General features: G+C 46.0%; 23 protein-coding genes and 1 other annotated feature. Of the genes, 1 reads left to right on the forward strand and 22 read right to left on the reverse strand.

Going from position 1 to position 23558, the window contains the following annotated elements:
* Positions 1-63: 63 nt before the first annotated feature.
* From IQ294_RS06425 to IQ294_RS06480, 12 genes are all read right to left on the reverse strand, one after another.
* A complete protein-coding gene (locus tag IQ294_RS06425; protein ID WP_203333177.1) occupies positions 64-1890 on the reverse strand; it encodes a hypothetical protein in 1827 nt (608 codons plus the stop codon).
* Positions 1887-2324 (reverse strand): prepilin-type N-terminal cleavage/methylation domain-containing protein, encoded by a 438-nt coding sequence (locus IQ294_RS06430; RefSeq protein WP_203333178.1) that lies wholly within the window; start codon positions 2322-2324, stop codon positions 1887-1889. The genes IQ294_RS06425 and IQ294_RS06430 overlap by 4 nt, the downstream gene beginning before the upstream one ends.
* 1 nt (position 2325) lies before the next feature.
* Positions 2326-2811 carry a hypothetical protein gene (locus IQ294_RS06435; protein ID WP_203333179.1) on the reverse strand — a complete coding sequence of 162 codons (486 nt, stop codon included), beginning with the start codon at positions 2809-2811 and terminating at the stop codon, positions 2326-2328.
* Positions 2812-3071: 260 nt separating this feature from the next.
* Positions 3072-5471 carry a phenylalanine--tRNA ligase subunit beta gene (gene pheT / locus IQ294_RS06440; RefSeq protein WP_203333180.1) on the reverse strand — a complete coding sequence of 800 codons (2400 nt, stop codon included), beginning with the start codon at positions 5469-5471 and terminating at the stop codon, positions 3072-3074.
* 12 nt (positions 5472-5483) lie between these two features.
* Complete coding sequence (gene pheS / locus IQ294_RS06445) at positions 5484-6521, reverse strand: phenylalanine--tRNA ligase subunit alpha (protein WP_203333181.1); 1038 nt, start codon at positions 6519-6521, stop codon at positions 5484-5486.
* 40 nt (positions 6522-6561) lie between these two features.
* Positions 6562-6787: a binding site (T-box leader), on the reverse strand.
* Positions 6788-6829: 42 nt separating this feature from the next.
* Positions 6830-7603, reverse strand: coding sequence for a TrmH family RNA methyltransferase (locus IQ294_RS06450; RefSeq protein ID WP_203333182.1), 774 nt, complete (start codon positions 7601-7603; stop codon positions 6830-6832).
* Positions 7604-7656: 53 nt separating this feature from the next.
* On the reverse strand, positions 7657-8106 hold the full coding sequence (locus IQ294_RS06455; protein ID WP_203333183.1) for a small multi-drug export protein: 450 nt from the start codon (positions 8104-8106) through the stop codon (positions 7657-7659).
* Positions 8103-8603, reverse strand: a complete 501-nt coding sequence (locus IQ294_RS06460) for a hypothetical protein (RefSeq protein WP_203333184.1) — start codon at positions 8601-8603, stop codon at positions 8103-8105. Before IQ294_RS06460 ends, IQ294_RS06455 begins: the two co-directional genes overlap by 4 nt.
* Positions 8593-8808 carry a helix-turn-helix transcriptional regulator gene (locus IQ294_RS06465; RefSeq protein WP_203333185.1) on the reverse strand — a complete coding sequence of 72 codons (216 nt, stop codon included), beginning with the start codon at positions 8806-8808 and terminating at the stop codon, positions 8593-8595. The genes IQ294_RS06460 and IQ294_RS06465 overlap by 11 nt, the downstream gene beginning before the upstream one ends.
* Positions 8809-9293: 485 nt before the next feature.
* Positions 9294-10232, reverse strand: coding sequence for an NERD domain-containing protein (locus IQ294_RS06470; protein ID WP_203333186.1), 939 nt, complete (start codon positions 10230-10232; stop codon positions 9294-9296).
* Positions 10233-10896: 664 nt separating this feature from the next.
* Positions 10897-11985 (reverse strand): M42 family metallopeptidase, encoded by a 1089-nt coding sequence (locus IQ294_RS06475; RefSeq protein ID WP_203333187.1) that lies wholly within the window; start codon positions 11983-11985, stop codon positions 10897-10899.
* A 79-nt stretch (positions 11986-12064) separates the two neighbouring features.
* Positions 12065-12550: a dUTP diphosphatase gene (locus tag IQ294_RS06480; protein ID WP_203333188.1), complete on the reverse strand. Its 486-nt coding sequence runs from the start codon at positions 12548-12550 to the stop codon at positions 12065-12067.
* 93 nt (positions 12551-12643) lie between these two features.
* Here IQ294_RS06480 and IQ294_RS06485 point away from each other — a divergent pair, with 93 nt between their 5' ends.
* On the forward strand, positions 12644-13024 hold the full coding sequence (locus tag IQ294_RS06485; RefSeq protein ID WP_203333189.1) for a sigma-w pathway protein ysdB: 381 nt from the start codon (positions 12644-12646) through the stop codon (positions 13022-13024).
* 8 nt (positions 13025-13032) lie between these two features.
* Here IQ294_RS06485 and IQ294_RS06490 read toward each other — a convergent pair whose 3' ends face one another.
* The 10 genes from IQ294_RS06490 to IQ294_RS06535 form a co-directional block, all read right to left on the reverse strand.
* Positions 13033-13311 carry a DUF1294 domain-containing protein gene (locus IQ294_RS06490; protein WP_203333190.1) on the reverse strand — a complete coding sequence of 93 codons (279 nt, stop codon included), beginning with the start codon at positions 13309-13311 and terminating at the stop codon, positions 13033-13035.
* Positions 13312-13370: 59 nt separating this feature from the next.
* Positions 13371-13730, reverse strand: a complete 360-nt coding sequence (gene rplT, locus IQ294_RS06495) for a 50S ribosomal protein L20 (protein WP_144838869.1) — start codon at positions 13728-13730, stop codon at positions 13371-13373.
* 138 nt (positions 13731-13868) lie between these two features.
* Positions 13869-14069 carry a 50S ribosomal protein L35 gene (gene rpmI, locus IQ294_RS06500; protein WP_203333191.1) on the reverse strand — a complete coding sequence of 67 codons (201 nt, stop codon included), beginning with the start codon at positions 14067-14069 and terminating at the stop codon, positions 13869-13871.
* A gap of 28 nt (positions 14070-14097) precedes the next feature.
* Positions 14098-14619 carry a translation initiation factor IF-3 gene (gene infC / locus IQ294_RS06505; protein ID WP_349291331.1) on the reverse strand — a complete coding sequence of 174 codons (522 nt, stop codon included), beginning with the start codon at positions 14617-14619 and terminating at the stop codon, positions 14098-14100.
* Positions 14620-15541: 922 nt separating this feature from the next.
* Positions 15542-17470, reverse strand: a complete 1929-nt coding sequence (gene thrS / locus IQ294_RS06510) for a threonine--tRNA ligase (protein ID WP_203333192.1) — start codon at positions 17468-17470, stop codon at positions 15542-15544.
* Between the two features lie 504 nt (positions 17471-17974).
* Positions 17975-18910: a primosomal protein DnaI gene (dnaI, locus tag IQ294_RS06515; protein WP_203333193.1), complete on the reverse strand. Its 936-nt coding sequence runs from the start codon at positions 18908-18910 to the stop codon at positions 17975-17977.
* Positions 18911-20272 (reverse strand): replication initiation and membrane attachment family protein, encoded by a 1362-nt coding sequence (locus IQ294_RS06520; protein ID WP_203333194.1) that lies wholly within the window; start codon positions 20270-20272, stop codon positions 18911-18913.
* A gap of 11 nt (positions 20273-20283) precedes the next feature.
* Entirely contained in the window at positions 20284-20760 is a 477-nt protein-coding gene (gene nrdR / locus IQ294_RS06525; protein WP_203333195.1) for a transcriptional regulator NrdR, read from the reverse strand.
* Positions 20761-21422: 662 nt separating this feature from the next.
* Positions 21423-21806: an adenosylmethionine decarboxylase gene (speD, locus tag IQ294_RS06530; protein ID WP_203333196.1), complete on the reverse strand. Its 384-nt coding sequence runs from the start codon at positions 21804-21806 to the stop codon at positions 21423-21425.
* Between the two features lie 320 nt (positions 21807-22126).
* Complete coding sequence (locus IQ294_RS06535) at positions 22127-23140, reverse strand: glyceraldehyde-3-phosphate dehydrogenase (RefSeq protein ID WP_203333197.1); 1014 nt, start codon at positions 23138-23140, stop codon at positions 22127-22129.
* Positions 23141-23558 lie beyond the last annotated feature (418 nt).

Consider the following 23558-nt stretch of genomic DNA (forward strand, 5'->3'; position numbering starts at 1 on the left):
TAAAAGCAGAGATTGGATGGAATTTCTGCCATCCAATCTCTGCTAAATAATAAATTCTTCATTCTATTTTTGTATTAAAGGATCTGTAATTAAGAAAGTGGTTTCTTCATCGTAAGAAGGTACTTCAATTATTTCTGGTGCAGAACCTGGAATTTGCCATTCTCCAGAATTTTGCTTTGGAGGGGTAACTGAACCATTACCATCGATAGCAAATGTTTTGGAGATGACGTTACCATGGATTGCAGCTCCCTTCTCTAAAGTAATTGAGGAATTAGGAGCTAAAATTAAATTTTCTGTCACTGAAGCTCCGCCCCCGAATTTAACTGCAGTTTCTCCAAAGATAACTAAATCTCCTTTGATTCCTGATTGACTGATATGATCTATATTTAAATATGGAGCATTTTTAATATAGAATGAGCCATTAATCCCCGATTCACCTGTAAGATGAATTCCTTCAGATCCAGCATAACGAACTGTAAAATTAGACGTTTGGGCTTTATCACCAATGTTCAATTTTCCTTTTGAATAAAAAGAATCTTTTACTATGATTTCAAGTGAACCGGGATTTATCAGTTCAATATGCCCTTGCACATTATTAAATTTATCAACATAAATTTTTCGATTTTGATTTTGCAAATCGATTTTTAAAGGATATTCATTTAAATCAATGTTAATTTCTTTAAAATAAACATCTTCATTCAAAATTAATTTGTAATTGGAGTCCCTGACAATCCAGTTGTCAATATTCAATATTCCATTTTTTAAAACTTCATATATATGCTCATGTGTTTCTTTTGGTTTCGTATAAACTATAGTTTGATTATCTGGAAGAGGTAATCTACTGGTAGGGAACGACAAACTTTCGTTAGGCAAAGCAGGTATATTTTCAATACATCTATTTCCTCCAGTTGCGGAATAGTTTGCTAAGAATAAATCCATGTCATTTCTTTTTTCGATTTTCTCTTGTTTATTATTCTGTGCATTATGTCCTTTCTCAAAAGCAATATTTCTACCATAAATGAATTTTCCGTTTTTGCTTAGATTATGAGGACCTTTCTTTATAATAATATTATTTCGAGCAACTATATTTCCTCCTATATTTATCCAAGCATCTATAGTCGTATCATTATAGCTGATAATATCTTTTTCTGGTTTTCCTCCAGACAAGGTTGCATTTCCTTTTGCGATTATATTACCTTCCAGGATGGGATTACCAGATGGAACAATAAAGTTTTTGTCAGTATAGATATCTCCTTTAATTGTTCCATTGTTTATAACAATATCTTGACTAGTTTTAATCGCATAACATGCATTAAACTTATGAACTGTATTCTCCCCTGGAATCTCAATCTTCTCTGTCGAAGTGGCAGCAGGAACTTTTACTTCTACAGTTTGTGAAACCGTCTTTTCTTTAATGCTTCCATTATTTGATGGAACTCTGCCAACTGATGTTATTAAGTATTTTAATGGTTGTGCTGCATCTGGATTTACTACAGTAACGGTTGACGTAGGCGATGCTGCATATTGCTCTGAATAAGTTCGGTCTTCTTCCAGATCCAGAGCATCTAGAACGCTTTTTTGTACTCTTGAATTAAACTCTTTTTCGAACTCAAAATTTTTCTTAAGCAAAGGATCCATCGAAATATAGTCACCTCTAAGAGTACTGTACACTTGTCTAGCAATTTCATTTATCTGTGCTCTTTTTTCTACAAGGCCGGCTTCAGCAATATAATAGGAAGACTGACTATCTCTTTCACTTTTAGTAATTTTAGAAGTATTCATTGCCATCGCCATAAGACTTAAACCAAGAACTGTGAGAAGCATTAATGTTAATAAAGTAATTAATAAAGCATATCCATTTTGGTTTCTAATAGTCTCTTTCAATCTCACTCTGTACCCCTCCTTAGAACAACCTTAATCTCCCAAACTTTTAATTTTGAATCTGTAATTGCCAAATTTAATATATCATCTTCAAGTTCTTCAGGATCTATTTTAAAATCAGATAACTCACTTGCTATAGTTAGTCCATTACGCAACAAAATATTATTTTCTTTATCAAAAGTGTATATTATTGGTGATGCAGTCTCTGTAGCTATTTTCAGTTCATGAGTAGTAGCTAAAACTGCATCCGGATTTTTTCTTATTTCTGAAGTTATTTTGTTTAAGAGCAACGTAATATCCACGGTATTGAGGTTAGTTGCTTCCTGACGATTAAAATTATTCTGGGAGTTAATAATGATTCCTATAAGTAATGTCATGACAATTGAAACTAAAACTAGAGCTGCTAATACCTCTAGGAGGGTCATACCTTTTTGTTTATACAAGTTATGAACCTCCCCATTCTATGAGATTTTCTATTTTTGCATATGGTTTGGTCTTTCCTTCTGGAATAACCTCTATTAATACTCTATTGAGAGTCGAAGACAAACTTTCAAACACATCTTTTTCTGGTGGTTCATAATCAATAAAAGTAACTTTAATGGTGTAACTTTCATTGTTAGCATCTATATCATTTAATGTAAATTTTTTTTCTGCATCTTTTGTGGCAAGAGTAAATGGTTCTTCTAACATCATCTTATCTAAATCTTCAAGATTATATTTTTTCGAATTCTGATAAATTGACTCCATAGTCCTTTGCGCTATAAATGTATAATCAATAACTTCTCTAGCTTGTTTAGTTGACTTTGTGGCAGATAAAAGCAGGCCTAAAAAGGAAGTCAATAATAAAGTCAGTATAACGATAGAAGCGACAACTTCTAATAATGACAAGCCTCTTTCATCCTTTTTTAATTTAAAATTTGGGATTTTCAATTTAGAACTTCCTTCCCGGCTTCGAATGCTTATTTAGCACATTTTTACATAATTACGGCTATTTTAGATTAATTTTACCACAGGCAATTTAGATTACTAGTTAATTTATAGTGTTCACAAATAATTAATTTTAAATTTCTTGCTGATATATGACTTAAATCACTCTTCAATAATTAAGATATTTTTATTATGTAATCTAGTGAAATATAAAAAAGAGCCCAATTCACATTGGACTCCGCTTTCCTAAACCAAATATAATATTAACTCCGCAACTCCGCACCCGATTCAACAAGCGCAGCCACTACATTCTCATGCACAGCAGTCACTTCTTCGTCTGTCAGTGTTTTCTCCGGATCGAAATATGTCAGTGAGAATGCCACTGACTTCTTGCCGGCTTCGAGGTTGTCGCCTTCGTACAAGTCGAATACGCGGACATCTTTTAAGAGTTTACCGCCGGCCGAACGGATCAGTTTTTCGATCGATCCGGCTTCGACGATCTTAGACAGTACCAATGCCACATCGCGCGTGATTGATGGATAACGCGGCACTTGTGTGTAGAGCAGTGCGTCTGTCGCTTCCGCGAACAATTCAGCCAGGCTGAGTTCCATGACGATGGTCGTTTTCAGATCTCGTGCTTTCTGCTCAGTCGGATGCAATTGGCCGATGACACCGATGCGGCGACCGTCAAGCATCAGATAAGCGGTTCTGCCTGGATGCAGACCATCCATTTCCCCGCGTTCGAATTCAATTTCCACGCCCAATTTCGACGCAAGCCCTTCGATGATTCCTTTCAGAACAAAGAAATCAACAGCTTTTTTCTCGCCCTGCCAGCTATTGTCGACCCATAGGCCAGTCATGGCAATTGCCAGATGCTCTTCTTCATTCAATAGTTCATCCTGCCCTTTCAGAAACACGGATCCTGTTTCATACAATGCGACAGAATCCATACGGCGCGCCGTGTTATAAGTTACGGATTCCAATAAATGCGGAAGCAGGCTCTGGCGCAGCGTGCTGCGCTCTTCGCTCATCGGCATCAGGAGCTTCGTCAATTCTGTCGGTTTCAGCGCAAAATGCGTTGCCGATTTCTCAGCGGTCAGTGAGTAGGTTGTGGCCTGCAATAAACCAACGCCTTCCAGGTAATGGCGCACCACACGGCGTTTTAATTGATAAGGGGACAAGCCGCCTGGAGTCGTTGCAGTTTCCGGCAGAGTCGACGGAATTTCGTCGTAGCCGTAGAGACGTGCAATTTCCTCAACGACGTCTTCTTCAATCTGGATGTCCTGGCGGCGGGTCGGCACAGAAATGATCAATTGGTTGTTGATCGCTTCTGTTTTGAATTGAAGACGGTTCAAAATATCCAGCATGTCTTCGAAGCGGATTTTCATGCCGAGACGGCTGTTGATGAAATCCGGTGATACGGTAACCACTTTTTCTTCGCGTTTCAATTCATCGAAGAGAACCGTGCCTTTCAGCACTTCCCCGCCTGCAAGTTCCGCAAGCAATTGAGCAGCGCGTTCTGCAGCCGGGATGACCCGGTTCGGATCAACGCCTTTTTCGTAGCGTGAGCTCGCGTCACTGCGCAAGCCGTGTTCTTTGGATGTTGAGCGGATAGAAGCTGACTGGAAATAAGCGGATTCGATGACGACTGTTGTTGTATTTTCGCTGACTTCCGAATTCTCCCCACCCATGACACCAGCAAGAGCAACGGGTTTCTCACCATTTGTGATCACCAGATTGTTCAAGGAAAGCTTGCGTTCATTGCCATCAAGGGTTGTAATCATTTCGTCCGTTTTGGCATGGCGAACCGTAATATTTCCTGTTTCGAGCAGATCATAGTCGAACGCATGAAGCGGCTGGCCGTATTCCATCAGCACATAATTCGTAATATCCACCACGTTATTATGCGGACGGACACCCGCTGCCATCAGACGCTGCTGGAGCCACATCGGTGATTCCTTCACCTCGATGTTGCGGATAACTTTCGCTGCGTATAACGGATTGGCTTCCGGCGAATCAACGTTCAAAGTCAGCATGGATGATGCTTCATCTTCCGCTTCAGTGTATGTGATTTCAGGGAGCTGGACTTCTTCTTCCAGAATCGCAGCCACTTCATAAGCGACGCCGAGCATGCTCATCGCATCTGCACGGTTTGGCGTGAGATCCAGTTCCAGGACGGTATCATCCAGATCGAAATTAGTGATGACATCCGATCCGATTTCGGCGTTTTCAGGCAGGACATAAATGCCTTCCGCATACGCTTTCGGGACAAGTTTCCCTTCAATGCCAAGCTCCTGCAGGGAACAGATCATGCCGTTCGACACTTCGCCGCGGAGTTTCGCTTTCTTGATTTTCATGCCGCCTGGCAGCCTTGCGCCGGGACGGGCCACAATGACTTTTTGGCCAGCTGCAATATTCGGCGCGCCGCAGATGATCTGGTCGACCGATTCACCGACGTTGACCTGGCAGATCGACAGTTTATCCGCTTCCGGATGTTTTTCGCATGATTCCACGTAACCGACGACGATATTCGAAAGGCCTTCCGAACGATCGATCACCGCGTCCACTTCAATGCCGGCACGCGTAATTTTCTCGCCGAGTTCAGCAGGTGCCAAATCCTGTGTATTTACATAATCCTTCAACCATTTTATCGATACTAACATGTGATTTCCTCCTTAAACTTCCGTGCGTTCGAATTGGGATAAAAAGCGGACGTCGTTCGTGTAGAAATGACGGATGTCTTCGATTCCGTATTTCAGCATCGCAATGCGTTCCGGCCCCATTCCGAATGCAAAACCAGTCAGGCGCTTCGAATCGTAGCCTGCCATTTCAAGCACGTTCGGATGCACCATACCCGCTCCAAGAATTTCGATCCAGCCGGTTTTCTTGCAGACGTTGCAGCCATCGCCGCCGCATTTGAAGCATGAAATATCCATTTCGACCGATGGCTCAGTGAACGGGAAGAAACTCGGGCGCAGGCGGATTTCGCGGTCGTCGCCGAACATCTTCTTGGCGAATACCGATAACGTCCCTTTCAGGTCGCTCATGCGGATATCTTCTCCGATGACCAATCCTTCGATCTGCGTGAACTGGTGGGAATGCGTCGCGTCATCGTTATCGCGGCGGTAAACTTTCCCAGGGCAGATGATTTTGATCGGCTCTCCGCCTTTCGCTTCCATCGTCCGCGCCTGCACCGGTGAAGTGTGCGTGCGCAGCAAAATTTCTTCCGAGATATAGAACGTATCCTGCATATCGCGCGCCGGATGGCCTTTCGGCAAGTTCAAGGCTTCGAAATTATAATAATCCTTTTCCACTTCCGGACCTTCTTCCACTTCATAGCCCATGGAAATGAAAAGATCTTCTATTTCTTCAATGACACGTGTCAGCGGATGTGCGTTCCCGGTTTTTACAGGACGCCCCGGCAATGTGATATCGATCGTTTCACTCTGCAGTTTTTCATTGATGGCCTGTTCTTCCAGGATCGCCATGCGTTCTTCCAGACGCGTCGTGACTTCTTCGCGCACGACGTTGACCAGCGCGCCCATTTTCGGACGTTCCTCGGCCGGCAATTTGCCCATGCCTTTCAAGAGATCCGTGATCGGCCCTTTTTTCCCGAGATAAGCGACACGGACAGCGTTCAATTCTTTGACGTTCGTAGCAGCGGCAATCTGTTCAAGTGCCTGTGATTTCAGTTCATTCAATTGAGTTTCCATTTTTTCTCCTCCTAATAAACAGTAAAAAGCCCCGTCCCAGAAAAGGGACGAGGCATTATTCGCGGTACCACCCTAGTTAATGCCCGGAGGCAATCACTCATTTACGTAACGGCTCTTCACCGGCCCACCTTTACAGCAAATGCTGGTCCCGGCGGCAGCTCGCGGGGTGAACTTCCGAAACTTCTGCATATCCGCGCTTTCAGTCATGGCGCGAACTTCCTTGGGATGCAGATGGATTCCGTACTTTTCCCGGTCAATGCTTTTATTATTTGAATTCTAATCAATTATACGAAAGTTCGGGAGCTTTATCAACCGGATACTTTCGGAACCAGGCTATACAATAAAATCCCGGTCGCAACGGCAACGTTCAGCGATTCAGCGTCGCCATAAAGCGGCACGACCAAATTCTGGTCCGTCTGTTGCAGAAGCTCCGGTGACACGCCGCTTCCTTCATTGCCGACGATGAGCCCGAAACGGTCGTGCGTTTCCGCTTCATGGACAGGAATCGCTCGCTGCAGCGATGTGCCGAACACTGGGATGCCTTCGCTTTTCAGCTGTTCCAGCCAATCCGGCAGTTCACCGCGGACGACAGGAATCTGAAAATGCGACCCTTGCGCCGAGCGGACCGTTTTTGGATTGAACGGATCTGCGCAGCCACGGCCGAGAACGACGGCATCGATGCCGGCAGCCGAAGCGGTGCGGATCATCGTGCCAATATTGCCGGGATCCTGGACTGCATCGATCAACAGGAGACGCGACCATTCCGCCTGTTCGTCCGCCGTAAATTCCGGTTGGGCACAGTGGGCGAAAATCCCCTGCGAATGTTCCGTCTCCGAAATTTCTTTCGCCACGGCAGCCGTCACCGAATAGAGCGGCACACCTTCAACGTCCCAATCTGCCGGAATGTCGACGCCTTCACGGACGATCAACGATTTCACCAGATCTTTCTTTTTCAAGGATTCTTCCGTCAAATGGAATCCTTCGACGAGGAATTCCGCGAATTTATCGCGTTCTTTCCGTGTGGTGGTGAGTTTCTTCCAATGTTTCACCAATGAGTTTTGCAGAGATTCGATTCGTTTCATTTTCTTCACGCCTTTAAATCAGAATAGCTTCAGTATAGCATATCGGACCCCTTCTACAGCTCACTTGTGAAGAAATCAAAGCCCAGTGCCGTCAAGACGCCGAACGCCAGTGTCCAGACGGCAATGGAAATGGTCAGCCAAATGGTCGTGTTCTTTTTCGTGGAGCCCAGCGTCATGCCGATGAATGCTGCGATGTGCGTGCCGATCAGGATCGGTCCAAGCAGAGCAAGTCCCGGCAAGCCATATTTATTCCAGATGCGTTTGGCGCGCTCGCTTTTTTTATTCTGCGTATTGCCTTTCGCTTCCTGCCGTTTATTGTACCAGTCCTTGAAACGGTCAAAACCGACGATCAGCGCGAGCACGGTCACCATATTGCCGACGAATGCCAGCACCATCACCCAAAACGGCGACAGGCCCCAGACGATGCCGAGCGGGATAACGAGCGCAATTTCAAGCCACGGAATCGCCGCGCCGAGAAAAACGAGGAAATACTCATAGATCATTCTTCTGCCCCCTTGAAGTGTTTGCGGATTTCCAGATAATAAATCAGGTATTGGATAAAAGCGATTGCGAGAATGCCGTAAATGATCATAAGCCTGGGCACCGGCAGCACAATGGCCAGAACAGCCAGCGTCGGCAATGCCAGCGTGATGAAGCTGTAAACTTTCTGAACCGCTTTCCGGGTGATGAACGTCATGCCTTCATCCTGTTCGAGATATTCAGGAGGCCGGATAGCAAGTGGCGAAATCTTTTGCGTCGGATTTTCTTTGTTATGTTTTTTGAGTCTCATAAGATAAACGGCCATTAACCCAAAGTAAAGGATGATGGAAAGAAAGACAATAAAACCTTCCAGTGCTTCCAATCGGATCGTAAGGCTCGTTTCAGTTTCCGTATTTACAAATTCAGCAATCGGTGAATTCAAGCCGAACGCTAATATGCCCAACACCACGATAAACGCCATCATCCACAACGGATAGCTCGCTCGGAAATCATTTTTCATCTTCCTTCTCCCCTTCCAGCCAGAATAATTCGTTGACTTCAATCTTCAGCGCCTTCGCCAGCTTCAACGCCAGTGTGATTGACGGTGAAAATTCCCCTTTTTCAATAAATGCAATAGTCTGCCGTGTGACATCGACCCGCTTGCCCAAATCACTTTGCGTAAAGCTGTGCCGCGCGCGCATTTCCTTCACCCGATTCTTCAGCATTAGCTTCACCCTTTCCGTAAAGATGTTCGCTTCTTATAACATAATGTACATTAAACTTAACATTAAGTAAAGTATTATTAACTTATTCTTTTTGGGATCGCTGGAAGCGGTCCGGGCAAGTTAAAAAGGCACGCGCGAGGTTTGCGCGTGCCTTTGGGTTTGGATTTTGGACGTTATTCACTCGTTTTGAGGTTAGATCCGAGTTTTTTAGCCTCTTCTTGCTTGATCTATTGAGTTCGGCGGCTTTTTCAAAGTTCGAAACCGCTGAATGGATGCTTTTCTCGGGCGAAAAGCGGGACGGGCGGCGAGTTTCATTTTCTATGAGCACTTTTCGGCGTTCTATGATCACTCAGGGGATTCTATGATCACTCAGGGGATTCTATGATCACTCAGGGGATTCTATGATCACTCAGGGGATTCTATGATCACTCAGCGGATTCTATGAGCATTCAAATGATTCTATGATCACTCAAACAGTTCTATGATCATTCACTCAAATTTCCCGTTTTATTCATTGAGTATTTGCTGTGTCTCCTGCTGCCGTCTTTCGTCAAAATTTCTTGCGACAGCAGCCGCTTCACTAAATGCCGGTCATCCACGTTCAGGAACTTCCTGAGTTTTTCATTGTTTGCCTGAAAACCGAATATGGCGAAGTAGTCCAACACCGCTTCTTCGCCAGCATTTACAGAAGTTTTTCCACAAGCATCGCATTGCCAGCGGCGTCGCTGGCGGGAAACATTAAAAGTTTGGCAGGCGTCGCAATAAATTCCTTGCTCAAACAGGCGCGGATCCAGGGAATATTGTACGGCAATCGGCTTTTGAGTATAAGGGGTCAGTTGTTTTTCAAGAATTTTCATATATTTTTTTAGGACATGCCTATTTTGTTGGGGGCTGGATGGATACTCTTCGATGGTTTTAAAAAGTAGTTCGACCATATGGTGATGTCGGCAGGTGCGTATATTTTTCGGCAGCGAACAAAGTTCAGCTTTCAAAGCTGTAAAGACGAGCAAGCCATCTACGGGGAGGCGAATCTTATTTTCAGCGAACCACATTCTTATAAAGCGTATATGTTTTTCGACTTGAACTGCCGGATTGTCCATGATTGTTTTCACGCCATTTGCATCATAACGGAAAAACTCATCTGTCTTATTTTCAAAGTGCAGCTCACCGCTGATGTTTTTCGACTCAAGAATAACGGCAACTTTTGACGTCAGGAGCAATCCGTCGATCTGGACTGGCCAGTTCCCGAGAGTAAGGCTTGTATTCCAAAGAATTTCAAAGGGTTCAGACGAATAAAATTCGATAAACTTTTTTTGAAGCCGCCGCTCTCCCCGGATCCCGGCTTCTACAAGGAATAATTCCCTCTCCAATAAATCCCGTTCCGCCGTATTCACCTTCATGCGCCGAATGGTTCTTTGTAACATATCCACTTTAGTTAGAATTTCGGTTCTCCCCTTTCTGTTTAAATGGATTATAGCATTCGATTGTCAGAATAGTTGATTTATTTATCCTATATATATTTTTGGACAATTTGTGCGGTGCCTTTTGATTGGGAATCAGGTTTTTTGATGATAATACTATGTTTAAGTCTACTTTCCGCTCTTTTCTCCATTTCAATTGATCCTCTCAAATTCAAAAAACCTGTAATGGATGCTTTTCGCAGGCGAAAAGCGACTAGGGAGGCTTGATTTATTTTCTATGAGCACTTTTTGGCGTTCTATGATCACTCAAACGATTCTATGATCATTCAGCGGATTCTATGATCACTTGCAGGATACTATGATCACTCGCAGGATTCTATGATCACTCGCAGGATTCTATGATCACTCAAACGGTTCTATGATCATTCAAACAGTTCTATGATCATTCAAACAGTTCTATGATCACTCACAACGATTCTATGATCACTCAGCGGATTCTATAAGCACTCGCCGCACAAAACCCGACACAAAACAAAACCCCCTCGCCGCAGCGAGAGGGTCTCCANACAACGATTCTATGATCACTCAGCGGATTCTATAAGCACTCGCCGCACAAAACCCGACACAAAACAAAACCCCCTCGCCGCAGCGAGAGGGTCTCCATGTTTTATTCGAATGTAATGCGGGCTACTGTGTCTTTGTCGAGTTTCTTGATGACTTCGATGATGAGTTTGACTGCGTTCTCGTAGTCGTCGCGGTGCAGGATGCCTGCGTGCGAGTGGATGTAGCGGGTTGCTACGCCGATCGCGAGTGCCGGGACGCCGTTTGCCGTCAAGTGGATCGAGCCGGCGTCCGTTCCGCCGCCTGCAATCGTTTCGAACTGGTACGGGATGCCCGCTTCGTCCGCTGTATCAAGGACTAGTTCGCGCAAGCCACGGTGGGAAACCATCGATGCGTCGAATAACAGAATCTGTGGTCCGTCGCCCATTTTAGAGTTGGATTCCTGGGCCGTGATTCCCGGAGTGTCGCCGGCGATGCCCACGTCCACTGCAAATCCGATGTCCGGCTGGATTTTCGCTGTCGCTGTTTTCGCGCCGCGAAGTCCGACTTCTTCCTGGACCGTTCCGACGCCGTACACGATGTTCGGGTGATCCTGGCCTTGGAGGCCTTTCAATACATCGATTGCGATTGCACAGCCGATACGGTTATCCCAAGCTTTTGCCAATAGGAATTTTTCATTCGTCATAGCCTGGAATTCGAAGTAAGGCGTTACCATATCGCCCGGTGTAATGCCCCATTCTTTCACTTCGTCGCGTGAAGATGCGCCAATATCGATGAACATATCTTTGATTTCAACCGGTTTTTTCCGTGCTTCAGGTGACAGGATATGCGGCGGTTTGGAACCGATGACCCCTGTGATCTCTTTGCCTGAGCGAGTTGTGATCGTTACGCGCTGTGCCAGCATGACCTGGTTCCACCAGCCGCCGACCGGTTGGAATTTCAGGAATCCTTTGTCGTCGATCTGGGAAATCATGAATCCGACTTCATCCAAGTGGCCTGCAACCATGATTTTCGGTCCGTCAGCCAACCCTTCTTTTTTCGCGATCAGGCTGCCCAGTCCGTCCGTTTCCACTGAATCTGCAAAAGGCTCTATGTATTTCTTCATGACCTCGCGCGATTGGCGTTCATTGCCGGGAATTCCGTTTGCATCGGTCAAGTCTTTTAACATCTGTAGCGTTTCATCCAATTTTACCATTTATTTCGACCTCCTAAATAGTCTCACTTTTCCATTATAAATGAACAGTCGCCCATTTTCAAAATATTCTTTCCGAAAATTAATAGCCATTTTTCTGTCGGTCATAATTTTTTTGATTCTTTGCCAGATAGGCTTCGAGCACCTCGTCGTAGCTGAAGCCGAGCACTTGTGCAATCGCACCATAGCAGCTCCAGATTTCCAGATAGTTTGATGCGGATGCGCGGTCCATAAATTCATGGATGGCTTTGCCCGTCTTAAGGAATAAAGCGGTCAGATCATTGCCGATTGCAGGTTCCGGCCACTCTTCCAAACTATCCAAATCCTTTTCGATCCCGAGTGACAACAGAAAATGAATCGAGTCGACATATTCTTCCAGAAGGATCTCCCGTTCCGACGGCCCTTTTGAGCTCCAGAATTTGAATGCCCGCGTTTCATTCGCAAGCTCTGCCAGTTCCACGATCAGCGCCAATCCTTTTTTCTCGAACAGATCACCTTCCACCCCATTATTTGTTTGGATGAAATGATCCAGTTCTTTCTGCATTTTGAATAACTCCGTTAAATTCATGGAAATCCTCCTTTATTTCAATAAATCTTGAAACCATATATCTTCATGTCCGTATTATACATGACGACCACTTTCCATAGGGGGTATTTAAGCATGGCCATCATTATCCGTTTCCTTGTAATTGCACTGATCATTTATCTGTTTTACCGCTTACTTCGCTATGTATTCGATCCGAAACGGAAATTTGATGCTGCAGTTGAAAGCAAATCCTATTATTTCTATGATGATGTACAGAATGTCCGGAAAAACTTTTTCATCACATTGCGCGGCGTCGTTTTTGAAGGGGAAAAATATCTTGGGACCACAGACGACGCATTCGAAGTCGTCTCCATATTCGTTTGGGCGGAAAATCCCGACAGCCTGCAGGGCTTCACCAAAGAGGACTTCCTTTTTCTCGAGAAGGAAATCGGGATGAACTATCCGAATGCTGACATCAACTGGAAAAATCCGATCGAACAGTTAATGAAGCGTTAGGCGATCAATTAGCGCAAACCTGTTTCCCTGTAAACCCAGACAAGGAGCGCCGCCTGGAGAATGGCCAGCATCAGGAAGCCGATGCGGAAATTGGTATGTTTTGTCTTGTGCCGGAATGCCATCATGCCGATATAGGCTCCGATGGCTCCGCCGAATATGGCTACACGCCATAGATTTTTCTCCGGTATCCTCCGGCCGCGCTGCTGTGCCTGGCGTTTGTCCATTTTCATCATTGCGAGCGCCATGACGGACAGGATCATGATATAGGCTGAAACCACTAAAAACATCTTTAATCTCCTCCATAAAAAAAGACTGGCGAATGGTCGCCAGTCTTTTTTGTCTTATCTTATTTGTTTAACGCTTTTTTAGCTTGGTCAGCAAGTGCTGTGAAAGCTACTGCATCAGATACAGCGATTTCTGCAAGCATTTTGCGGTTGATGTCGATGCCGGCAACTTTCAAACCGTTCATTAGACGGCTGTAAGAGATGTCGTTCAAACGAGCTGCTGCGTTGATACGAGTGATCCACAGTCTGCGGAAGTCACGTTTTTTGTTGCGACGGTCACGGTAAGCATAGTTACCTGACTTCATCACCTGTTGGTTTGCTACTTTGAAAAGGATGTGCTTTGCACCATAATAACCTTTTGCTAATTTAATGACCTTTTTACGACGCTGGCGCGTCACTGTTCCACCTTTTACGCGTGGCATAATACATTACCTCCTGCTTGAATATAAAAAAATTCGATTTTTTGTTCGGTATTGCTATTGTCGAGGCTCCAGCTGCCCGGCCCTTTCGGGAAATAAAGGCTGCTCCTGCATCGCTGCTGTCTCTCGCTGGCGCTTTTCTTACTTCATGTTATAGATAAGTGATTTAATGCGTTTCAAATCGCCTGATGATACAAGTTTCCCTTTACGGAGCTTGCGTTTTTGCTTAGTCGATTTGTTTGCAAATAAGTGGCTAGTGTGTGAGCTGAAGCGTCTGACTTTACCAGTTCCAGTTTTCTTGAAACGTTTTGACGCACCGCTATGGCTTTTCATTTTCGGCATTTCGAGTTCCTCCTAAACAAATATACTGTTATTCTTTTTCGTTGACTGGAGCAAGCATCAAGAACATGCTGCGTCCGTCCATTTTAGGGCGCTGTTCAACCGTCGCCACGTCTTTGCATGCTTCTGCGAAGCGTTCAAGTACGCGCTGTCCGATTTCCTTGTGCGTAATCGCACGGCCTTTAAAACGGATTGAAGCTTTGACTTTGTCGCCTTTTTCAAGGAACTTGATCGCGTTGCGAAGTTTCGTTTCAAAATCATGATCATCGATTCCAGGGCTCAAACGAACCTCTTTCACTACGATGACTTTTTGATTCTTGCGAATCTCACGTTCCTTCTTCTGCTGTTCAAACTTGAATTTACCATGGTCCATGATGCGGGCAACCGGCGGCTTAGCTTGAGGAGCCACAAGAACCAGATCCAAGTTGACACGGCCTGCAATTTCTAGCGCTTCGTTGCGCGTTTTTATGCCGAGCTGTTCACCGTTCTGATCAATAACCCGCAATTCCCGTGCACGAATGCCTTCGTTTACATTAATGTCTTTGCTAATAATAATCCACCTCCGGATAGTGTTGCGAATAGCTTAAAATGCGTAACCGACCATGTCGGCATACAGGTTCCGATCCAAAGAAAAAGCGGATGGGCCTCGTTCGGCCCACCCGCAATTTATGACAGCACGCCGCAGCGTGAAAAAGTCAAATCGTGTCTACCTGCCAACAAATGGTCGATCAGGTGAGAAGCGGGTGCTCCTGCTTGCACATATAAGTATTCTATAACCTTAACTATAATATCACGCACAGGTGAAGGTGTCAACCAACTTCTCTATATAAGTCGAAGTAATAAACTAAAGTAACCGATATTTCACAAAATAACTTCCTGGGGGCTCGCGCTGAGCTAACTCGGTCTTGTTCCACTTCGCCCGAGTGGATCTCAACACTTCGCTCGAAACGGAGTTGGAAAACCAACTCCGTTTCTAATCCCTTGGGAGTCTTCGCTGTTTTGCTCCATATCTGTGAAACTCTTCTCATTTTGAAGTGGTTTCTAAATGCGAACTCGGACGAATCATCGTCCGAGTTGGTGCTCAAGATGACATTAAAATTTGAGTAGGCAACTGGTCCTTCACGTTCTCTACAGAAGTCATCCCCAGCGGTGGAGCGACTCTGGACCAGCTGGAGCAATAAGACGAGTGCCCTTCTCGGCTTATTGTGGGAAGGTGGTCCTAAGCGACGGAGCGGCATTTCAATTATTAATCTGAATTACTTTCTTTCCAGAGGTGGACCTCAAAGCGAAGACGCAGCTCAGGAGCAGGCGAAGGCCGAGCGGAGCAATAAGACGAGTGGTTTTCTCGGCTTATTGCGGGAGCCAAGGTGCGCCATGAACTTGCGGCGCCTCCTTTGCGACGAGCGCAGCGGTGGAGCATAATCTTTGCACTGTCCATAGCGCCGAAGCGTTATACATAGTTTTCCTGCTTCATTTTATCGAAGTTCCCCTTGAATCATCGCCAGGAAGTCTTCGAACGGCATGCTTTCGGATTTCTGTTCCCCGTATTTACGGACGTTGACCGAGCCGTCTTCCATCTCCTTGTCGCCGAGTACAAGCATATAAGGGACTTTCTGCATTTGCGCTTCACGGATCTTATAGCCGAGCTTTTCATCGCGGCCGTCGATATCTACACGCAATTTATGATTCTGCAGTTTTTCCTGTAATTCATTGGCATAGTCACTGTGGACATCAAGCGATACCGGGATGATTTCGACCTGAACCGGTGCCAGCCAAGTCGGGAATGCGCCTTTGTATTCTTCGATCAGGAATGCGACAAAACGTTCCATTGTCGACACGACTCCTCGGTGGATGACAACCGGGCGGTGCTGTTTGCCGTCTTCTCCGATATACGACAGTTCGAAACGCTCAGGCAGAAGAAAATCAAGCTGAACAGTGGAAAGCGTTTCTTCTTTGCCAAGTGCAGTTTTCACCTGGACATCAAGTTTCGGACCATAGAATGCCGCTTCACCTTCAGCTTCCACATAATCCAAGCCCATATCGTCCATCGCTTCTTTCAGCATGGATTGTGCACGCTCCCACATGGCGTCGTCATCAAAGTATTTCTCTTTATCCGCAGGGTCGCGGTATGACACGCGGAATGAATAATCGTTGATATTGAAATCCTTATAAACTTCGATTACCAGATTCACAACGCGGATAAATTCTTCCTTGATCTGATCCGGACGAACAAATAAATGTGCATCATTCAAAGTCATGCCGCGTACACGTTGCAGACCGGAGAGAGCGCCTGACATTTCATAGCGGTGCATTGTGCCAAGTTCCGCAATGCGGACCGGCATCTGGCGATAGGAATGGATGCCTTGCTTGAAAATCATCATATGGTGCGGGCAGTTCATCGGACGAAGCACAAGATCTTCGTTGTCCATGCTCATGACCGGGAACATATCGTCCTGGTAATGGTCCCAGTGGCCGCTTGTCTTGTAAAGGTCGACACTGCCGAGAACCGGAGTATAAACGTGGTCGTAGCCTAGGCGTTCTTCCTTATCTACGATATAACGCTCGATGATGCGGCGGATCGTCGCGCCTTTCGGAAGCCACATCGGCAATCCCTGTCCGACTTTCTGCGAGTTCATGAACAGATTTAATTCTTTACCTATTTTACGGTGGTCGCGCTCTTTCGCTTCTTCCAGCATTTCAAGATGCGCTTTCAGGTCTTCTTTCTTGAAGAACGCAGTACCGTAGATGCGCTGCAGCATTTTATTGTCGCTGTCGCCTCTCCAGTAGGCTCCCGCCACGCTGAGCAATTTGAATTCCTTCAATTTGCCTGTCGCTGGTACATGGATGCCGCGGCACAGGTCGAAGAATTCGCCCTGTTCATAAATCGACACCTGCTCATCTTCCGGAATCGCTTCAAGAAGTTCCAGTTTATACGGATCTTCGATCGCTGCGAAACGTTCCTGAGCTTCTGCACGGGACACATCGACACGAACGATTTCAAGATTCTCGCCGATGATCTTCTTCATTTCCTTCTCGATTTTCGGAAGGTCCTCGGAAGTGATTGCCGACTCCGTATCGATGTCATAGTAGAAACCATTTTCAATGACCGGGCCGACGCCGAGTTTTGCATCCGGATAGAGGCGTTTAACCGCCTGTGCCAATAAATGCGCAGTACTGTGGCGAAGGATTTCCAACGCTTCGTCCGATTCTGCAGTAATGATGGCGATGTCGCCGTCCTGTTTCAACGGCGCTTTCAAGTCGACGAGCTGATCGCCGATTTTTCCTGCTAACGCTTTTTTGCGAAGACCCGGGCTGATGGACTGTGCCACGTCTTCAGTAGTTGTGCCCTGCTCGAATTCCTTTACTGCCCCGTCCGGGAATTTCAAATTGATCATGTTTGACATAGTGACCTCTCCTTTTGATGTTTTACTAGTTTACCAGTTTCACAGGGTCTGAACTGGCGCTCTTTTTTAGATCCAGCTCCAAGAGCCTGCTTCTCGGGACATAAGCCACTTCGGCTGTGCGGCTGAAAACATGCCGCTTCGCCAAATCGTCTTATGCCTGTCGAAGCAGAACGGCTCTTTCCGCTTTTCAACGCAAAAAAGCCCCATCCCAAAGGGACGAAGCTTAAGCTCGTGGTTCCACCCTTCTTCAGCCCCGACCAGTAAACTGGCCGGAACGAAGCTCTGCATCGGCTAACGGGCCGGTTGCCGGCAGCTGCTACTAAAAAGTTCACAGCTGCTGCTCGGAGGCGGTAAGCGGATGGCCGTTTCTTAAGAAGCTTTCAGCCTAGGCTTCTCTCTCTGGAAGTCGTACCATCCACTATTGTCCTCGTCGTTGCATTTAAAATCTATATCGATTCATTTCACTATAAACTGAAAACATTCAAAATGCAATAGCCTTCCAGTTTAATTGCGGCGGTTGTGGCCATCCAGCTTCACCGGCACCGTCAAGGCGCGGATCCGCTCCATCACACGGGCCGCTTTCAGATCTTCCTTTTCGCCTCGCTGCGAATACGTGAGGTGATGTTCCAGTTCCGAATAACTGAAATTCGACGTCAGGAAAGTCGGCAGCTTTTCAGCCATCCGGTAATGGAGGATGGTGCCGAGCACTTCATCGCGCGTCCAGCTCGACATGGCCTCCGCTCCGATATCATCCAACATCAATACAGGCGCCTTTTTCACGTAATCCACTTTTTCCTGCAGCGTCTGGTCGCCGATCGCCTGTTTCATTTCACGCATGAATTCCGGCACGAATACAAGGACGGATTTGACATTACGCTCAGCCAGGGCATTGGCCACCGCACTCAATAAATAGGATTTCCCGACACCGAACTTCCCGTAGAAATAGAAGCCTTTTTCCGGCATATTATCAGGGCCGGTAGCTTGTTTCATAAACGCTCCGACAGCCCGGAACGCTTCCATGCGGCTGTCGTCCGCTTCAAAGCCGTCCAAAGTCGCCTGCATGACTTCCTTCGGCATATACATGCTGTGGATAAGGGAGCTTGCGCGGCGTTTATTGTCATAGGCATTTTTAGATTTACAAGGTGTATATGCGATGCCGATCGTATTGCGCTCCAGCACCAGATTCGGCTCGAAGCCTTTCAGGTGGTTGATGCATCCTTCCAGGCTGGGGCATTTATTACAGTCATGGGACTGGTCGATATATTCATACAGCTTATGCATGCCGCGGTCGACTACACTTTTATCGACTTCGTCAGAATGTTCTTCCAGAAATTTCTGGACGCCGGGATTCTCAAGCACTTCCTTGCGCATATCATCATAACGCTCTGAAAAAGCCGGTGCATTGACCACCCGTTTTAAAGTTTCCCGAATCGGTTCCATTTAATCACCCTTCCTTATTTCCAAAGCAAGTTCAGCCAGGATTTTCTGCTTTTCGATTTCCAGGCTTTCGTTTTTCTGAGGTGCCGCAGGTTGTGGCTGATCTTTCGTATAGAACCATTCCGGCAGTTTTTCTTCACGGACCGGCTTTCCGCCTGAACGTACAGAAGATCTTGAAGCGGATGCCGGAGAACCTTCCGCTTTCCACTTCACATACTGGGCATGTTCCGTCCGCGCAAGTTCCATCGCTTCAGAGACAGTCGTCACATTTTTGCGGATCCAATGCGATGCAATTTTTTCCACATAGCTTTTGGTCAGCTTCATGTCCGTCCGGAGCAGCACATACTGAAGCAGGACGTTCACGACAGGAGGCTCCATACCGTGTTGCAACACCAGGTTATTGGCAAGCTGGACATCCGCAGGCAAAGGTTCCTTGCCCCCTGCGATGTCTCTCAGCACCTCGATGGGCGCTGCTGATTCCAGGTACAGGATCAATTCATCCTGCCGGGTCTTCGGCTCACCGCTCTGTTCAGGTGCTTTCACCAGGACCGGCTCCAGTTTAGGAGCGGTTGTAGAAACGGTCATCTTGTAATAATCGGATGCCGCTTTTTTTATTCCTTCTATAGTAAGGCGATAATCATCGTCAATCGCCAGCAAGATCACTTTTTGCATTTCAAGCGGCCCCCAGCCATACAGGAAAGCCAGCGTGCAGATGCATTCCTTGATCGGTGCAGTCAGCACGCGCTTCGGGACAAGCTGTTCGGACAGTCCCTGATGGAGCAGGCTGAAATCGAAATCATATTCCGCTTTATAGCCTTTTCGGCTGCGCTGCTGCAGATTCTGGGAATCATTCGGATAACCGGCTTTAGCGTGGACCGGCTTGAAAATATCCGTGAACGTGCGGGAAATTTCCTCAAATCCATCCATCTCTTCCGCCGGTATGATAAAACGGTCCCGCACACGGCGATAAGCGATGTCGCCAATCTTACTGAATAAAAACATCGACAGCAGGGGATCGCTGAAAAAATCACGCGGGTCGAGCGGCGGGCATAATTCATACAGGAATGTGCGGGTCTCGTTCCCTTTTTTGAACGTCTTCAATAATCCGATCGCTTCAAGCTGAAGGCGTGATTCAAAGATTTTTGAAATCGGCATGCCGAGCGTATTCATCAGGGAATAATGCGGCGTCTCCGCCCGCACCGCGCCCCCTTCGGCCCAAAGCGTCAGGTAAAGCGATATGGCTTCAGAGCCGACCATCGGCTGATAAAGCAGGGTCAGCAATTGGCGGTCATAATCGGAAAATGGATACGGCAGGCGGATCTTAAAGGCATCGGCCGGCTGTAATTCCTTATAGAATGCAGTCATACTTCACCGCCTTACTCGGATTTCTTGTCATCCGGATTCTTATTCAATAAATCCTTCAGCTCGTCAATAAATACGTTTATGTCTTTAAACTGGCGGTAAACGGATGCAAAACGGACGTAAGCCACTTCATCGATCGAAGCGAGGCGGTCCATGACCATTTCACCCACCTGTTCGGACTTCACTTCGGCGTTGCCGATTCTGCGCAGGTCTTTTTCGATGGTGAACACCAGTTCTTCAAGCATTTCCAGTGGCACCGGCCGTTTTTCGCAGGCACGGATCAATCCGCGCAGGACTTTTTCACGGCTGAACTCTTCTCGGGAGCCATCTTTTTTCACGACGATCAGCGGCATCTCCTCCACTTTCTCAAAAGTGGTGAAGCGGTAGCCGCATTCTTCGCATTCCCTTCTTCTCCTGATGGATTTCAATTCATCTACTGGCCGCGAGTCCACGACACGCGTCCCATTATGCTGGCAAGCCGGACATTTCATTTCGACATCTCCCCAAATTCTCTTTCTATTACGTTAAGTATAACAAAATTTCAGCGTTTATAATATTTGATTTTGGAATCTGAACAAAAGAGCATTGGCTATCTTATATATAACGCTTCGTCGCTCTGGACTAAGCTCCCGCAATAAGCCGAGAAGAACACTCGTCTTATTGCTCCGCTCCGTCCTGTGGTACTCCTTCGCTTGCGTCGGCTTCAAGACTCAATAAAGCAAGAAATATTGCTTTAAGAGCTGGCATAGTATTAAAATCAACTCGGACGATTGTCCGAGTAAGAAATGCGCCAAATCTGCGCAGCGATGCAGAAGCCGGTCCATACTTTTCCTAGTTTCCGCTGTTTCATCTTATGAACTTCCCGAAGATATGGAGCAAAACAGCGAGACTCCTGTGGCTTAGCGACACGACCGATACACCGCAGGGAGCGCAGCGGACGAGGAGGATTGGGCGGTAGCCAAGACATTGTCCGAAGCTTGCGAGGGCAAGTCTTTGCGACGAAGCAGCGCAGCGATGCAGGAGCACGGGTTTTGGAAAGCGAAGCTGTTTTGCGGAATATCTGTTTCTAAAAAATATCTTTCATTATTACGTAAAGACATATAAAAAAGCAGGGGATCGGATCCCCTGCTTGATGTTTGCGGTTTTAAATGGATTATGCAGTTACTGTAACTTTGGTTTGTCCAGCACCGACCGGACCCATTCCACGTGGCAATTCCGTGACTTCGCTCGTTTGTGAGCCAAGCGCTTCAGCGATATAATTCGCTGCAATCGTCGGATCAAGATCGCCGCATGTGTAAACATCTACACTTGCGTAGCCGTGTTCAGGAAAGCTGTGGATAGTCAAATGCGATTCAGAAATGATCACTACGCCGCTTACACCCTGTGGTGCAAATTTGTGAAAAGCGACCTCGCGGATTTCCGCTCCTGATTTGAGTGCTGCATCAACAAAAGTTTGTTCGATATAATCCATATCGTTTAATTTGTCAAAATCACACTGCCAAAGTTCTGCAATTACGTGACGTCCCATTGTTTCCATGGTTCGTTTCCCCCTTTGATATCATTTTGTTTCGTGCTCAAAATTTTCAAAGTTGACTACCACGGGGGAAAGTTAGTCCAAAGAGGTCCTAACCCTTTAAGCAGTCATGTGAATAAAGATTTCTTCCTATAGAGACTCCTCATTGAGCTTTGGAATCAGGCGGAAGAAAATAGCCTTTTTTTTCAGCTACGTTTCATAGTATAGATTGTATCGAATAGAAAAGCAATATTTTAAACTAATAAAAATATCATTTTCTTTATAGTTTTTTACGGCAAATTTAATGCCGCTTTCCGGATTACACCGGAAAAGCGGCATTATTGTCAAAATGCATTCATTGCGGAAGCTACGCGCTTAGTCAAATCGATGACGCGGGCTGAATAACCCCATTCGTTGTCATACCATGCAAGGACTTTGACTTTACGTTTGCCCATGACCATCGTCGATAGACCATCGATGATTGCAGAATCGGTCGTCGTATTGAAATCGATGGAAACAAGCGGTTCTGTCGTGAAGTTCAAGATGCCATTCATCGGGCCGTTCGCTGCGTTTTTGAATGCTTCATTGACTTCTTCGATTGTTACATCTTTGTTGAGATCGACTACCAGGTCGACAAGTGAAACGTTCGGCGTCGGAACGCGCAATGCCATGCCGTGCAGTTTGCCTTCCAGATCAGGCAATACTTTCGACAATGCTTTCGCAGCTCCGGTAGATGTCGGAATGATCGACTGTGCACATGCGCGTGCACGGCGAAGATCCTTATGCGGATTGTCCAGGTTTTTCTGGTCATTCGTGTAAGCGTGTACAGTTGTCATCAGACCATTGTCGATTCCGAACGAATCATGAAGGACTTTTGCAACAGGCGCAAGGCAGTTTGTTGTACAGCTGGCATTGGAAATGACATCGTGCTTCGCAATATCCAATTTATCTTCGTTGACACCCATGACGATCATGATGTCTTCGTTTTTACCAGGTGCCGTAAGGATAACTTTTTTAGCGCCGGCTTCAAGGTGAAGTGCCGCTTTATCACGTGAATTGAATTTCCCTGTAGCTTCGATGACGATATCGATCCCCATCTCTTTCCAGGGAAGTTTCAGCGGATCGCGTTCGCTCACCAGTTGTACCCGTTTTCCATTTACAATTAAAGCGCCTTCTTCAGCCTTTACTTCTCCGTCGAAGGTGCCGTGATTTGTGTCATACTTTATCAAATGAGCCAGAGTTTCAGCAGGATAACTGGCATTAACTGCTGAAATCGTTACGTCGTCCATTAAGATTGCCTGTCTGAACACCATGCGGCCAATACGGCCAAATCCATTAATCGCAATAGAAACTGTCATTTAAAAGTCCTCCATTAATTAAGTTATACTTATATTTTTATTTCGTTATATAGTATAACACATTATCCTTATTCGAGAACCTCAGAAAGAAATTAATCCATATATATTAAAATAATGAACCTCTCATTATCAATATTCCGCAAAACAGCTCTGCTTTCCCGGTCGCCTGTATTGAGCTTAATCATTTAGAAATCTTCACTGTCATACTCTTTATTATAAAAAAACTAATATTACTGAGATGATTTCCTGATGCTAACTTGGTCCTACGTCCAAGTGGTTGCCCAACGCTATGCTGAGACTAAAGAGAATCTTTACTGCTTCACTTCCGACCTGAGCAAAGGCGCGGCTCAGGACTGGGTGGAGCAATAAGACGAGTGCTCTTCTCGGCTTATTGTGGGAACCTGGTCCAAAGCGCCGA

Source organism: Planococcus beigongshangi (genome assembly GCF_016820495.1).
Taxonomy (GTDB): Bacteria; Bacillota; Bacilli; order Bacillales_A; family Planococcaceae; genus Planococcus; species Planococcus beigongshangi.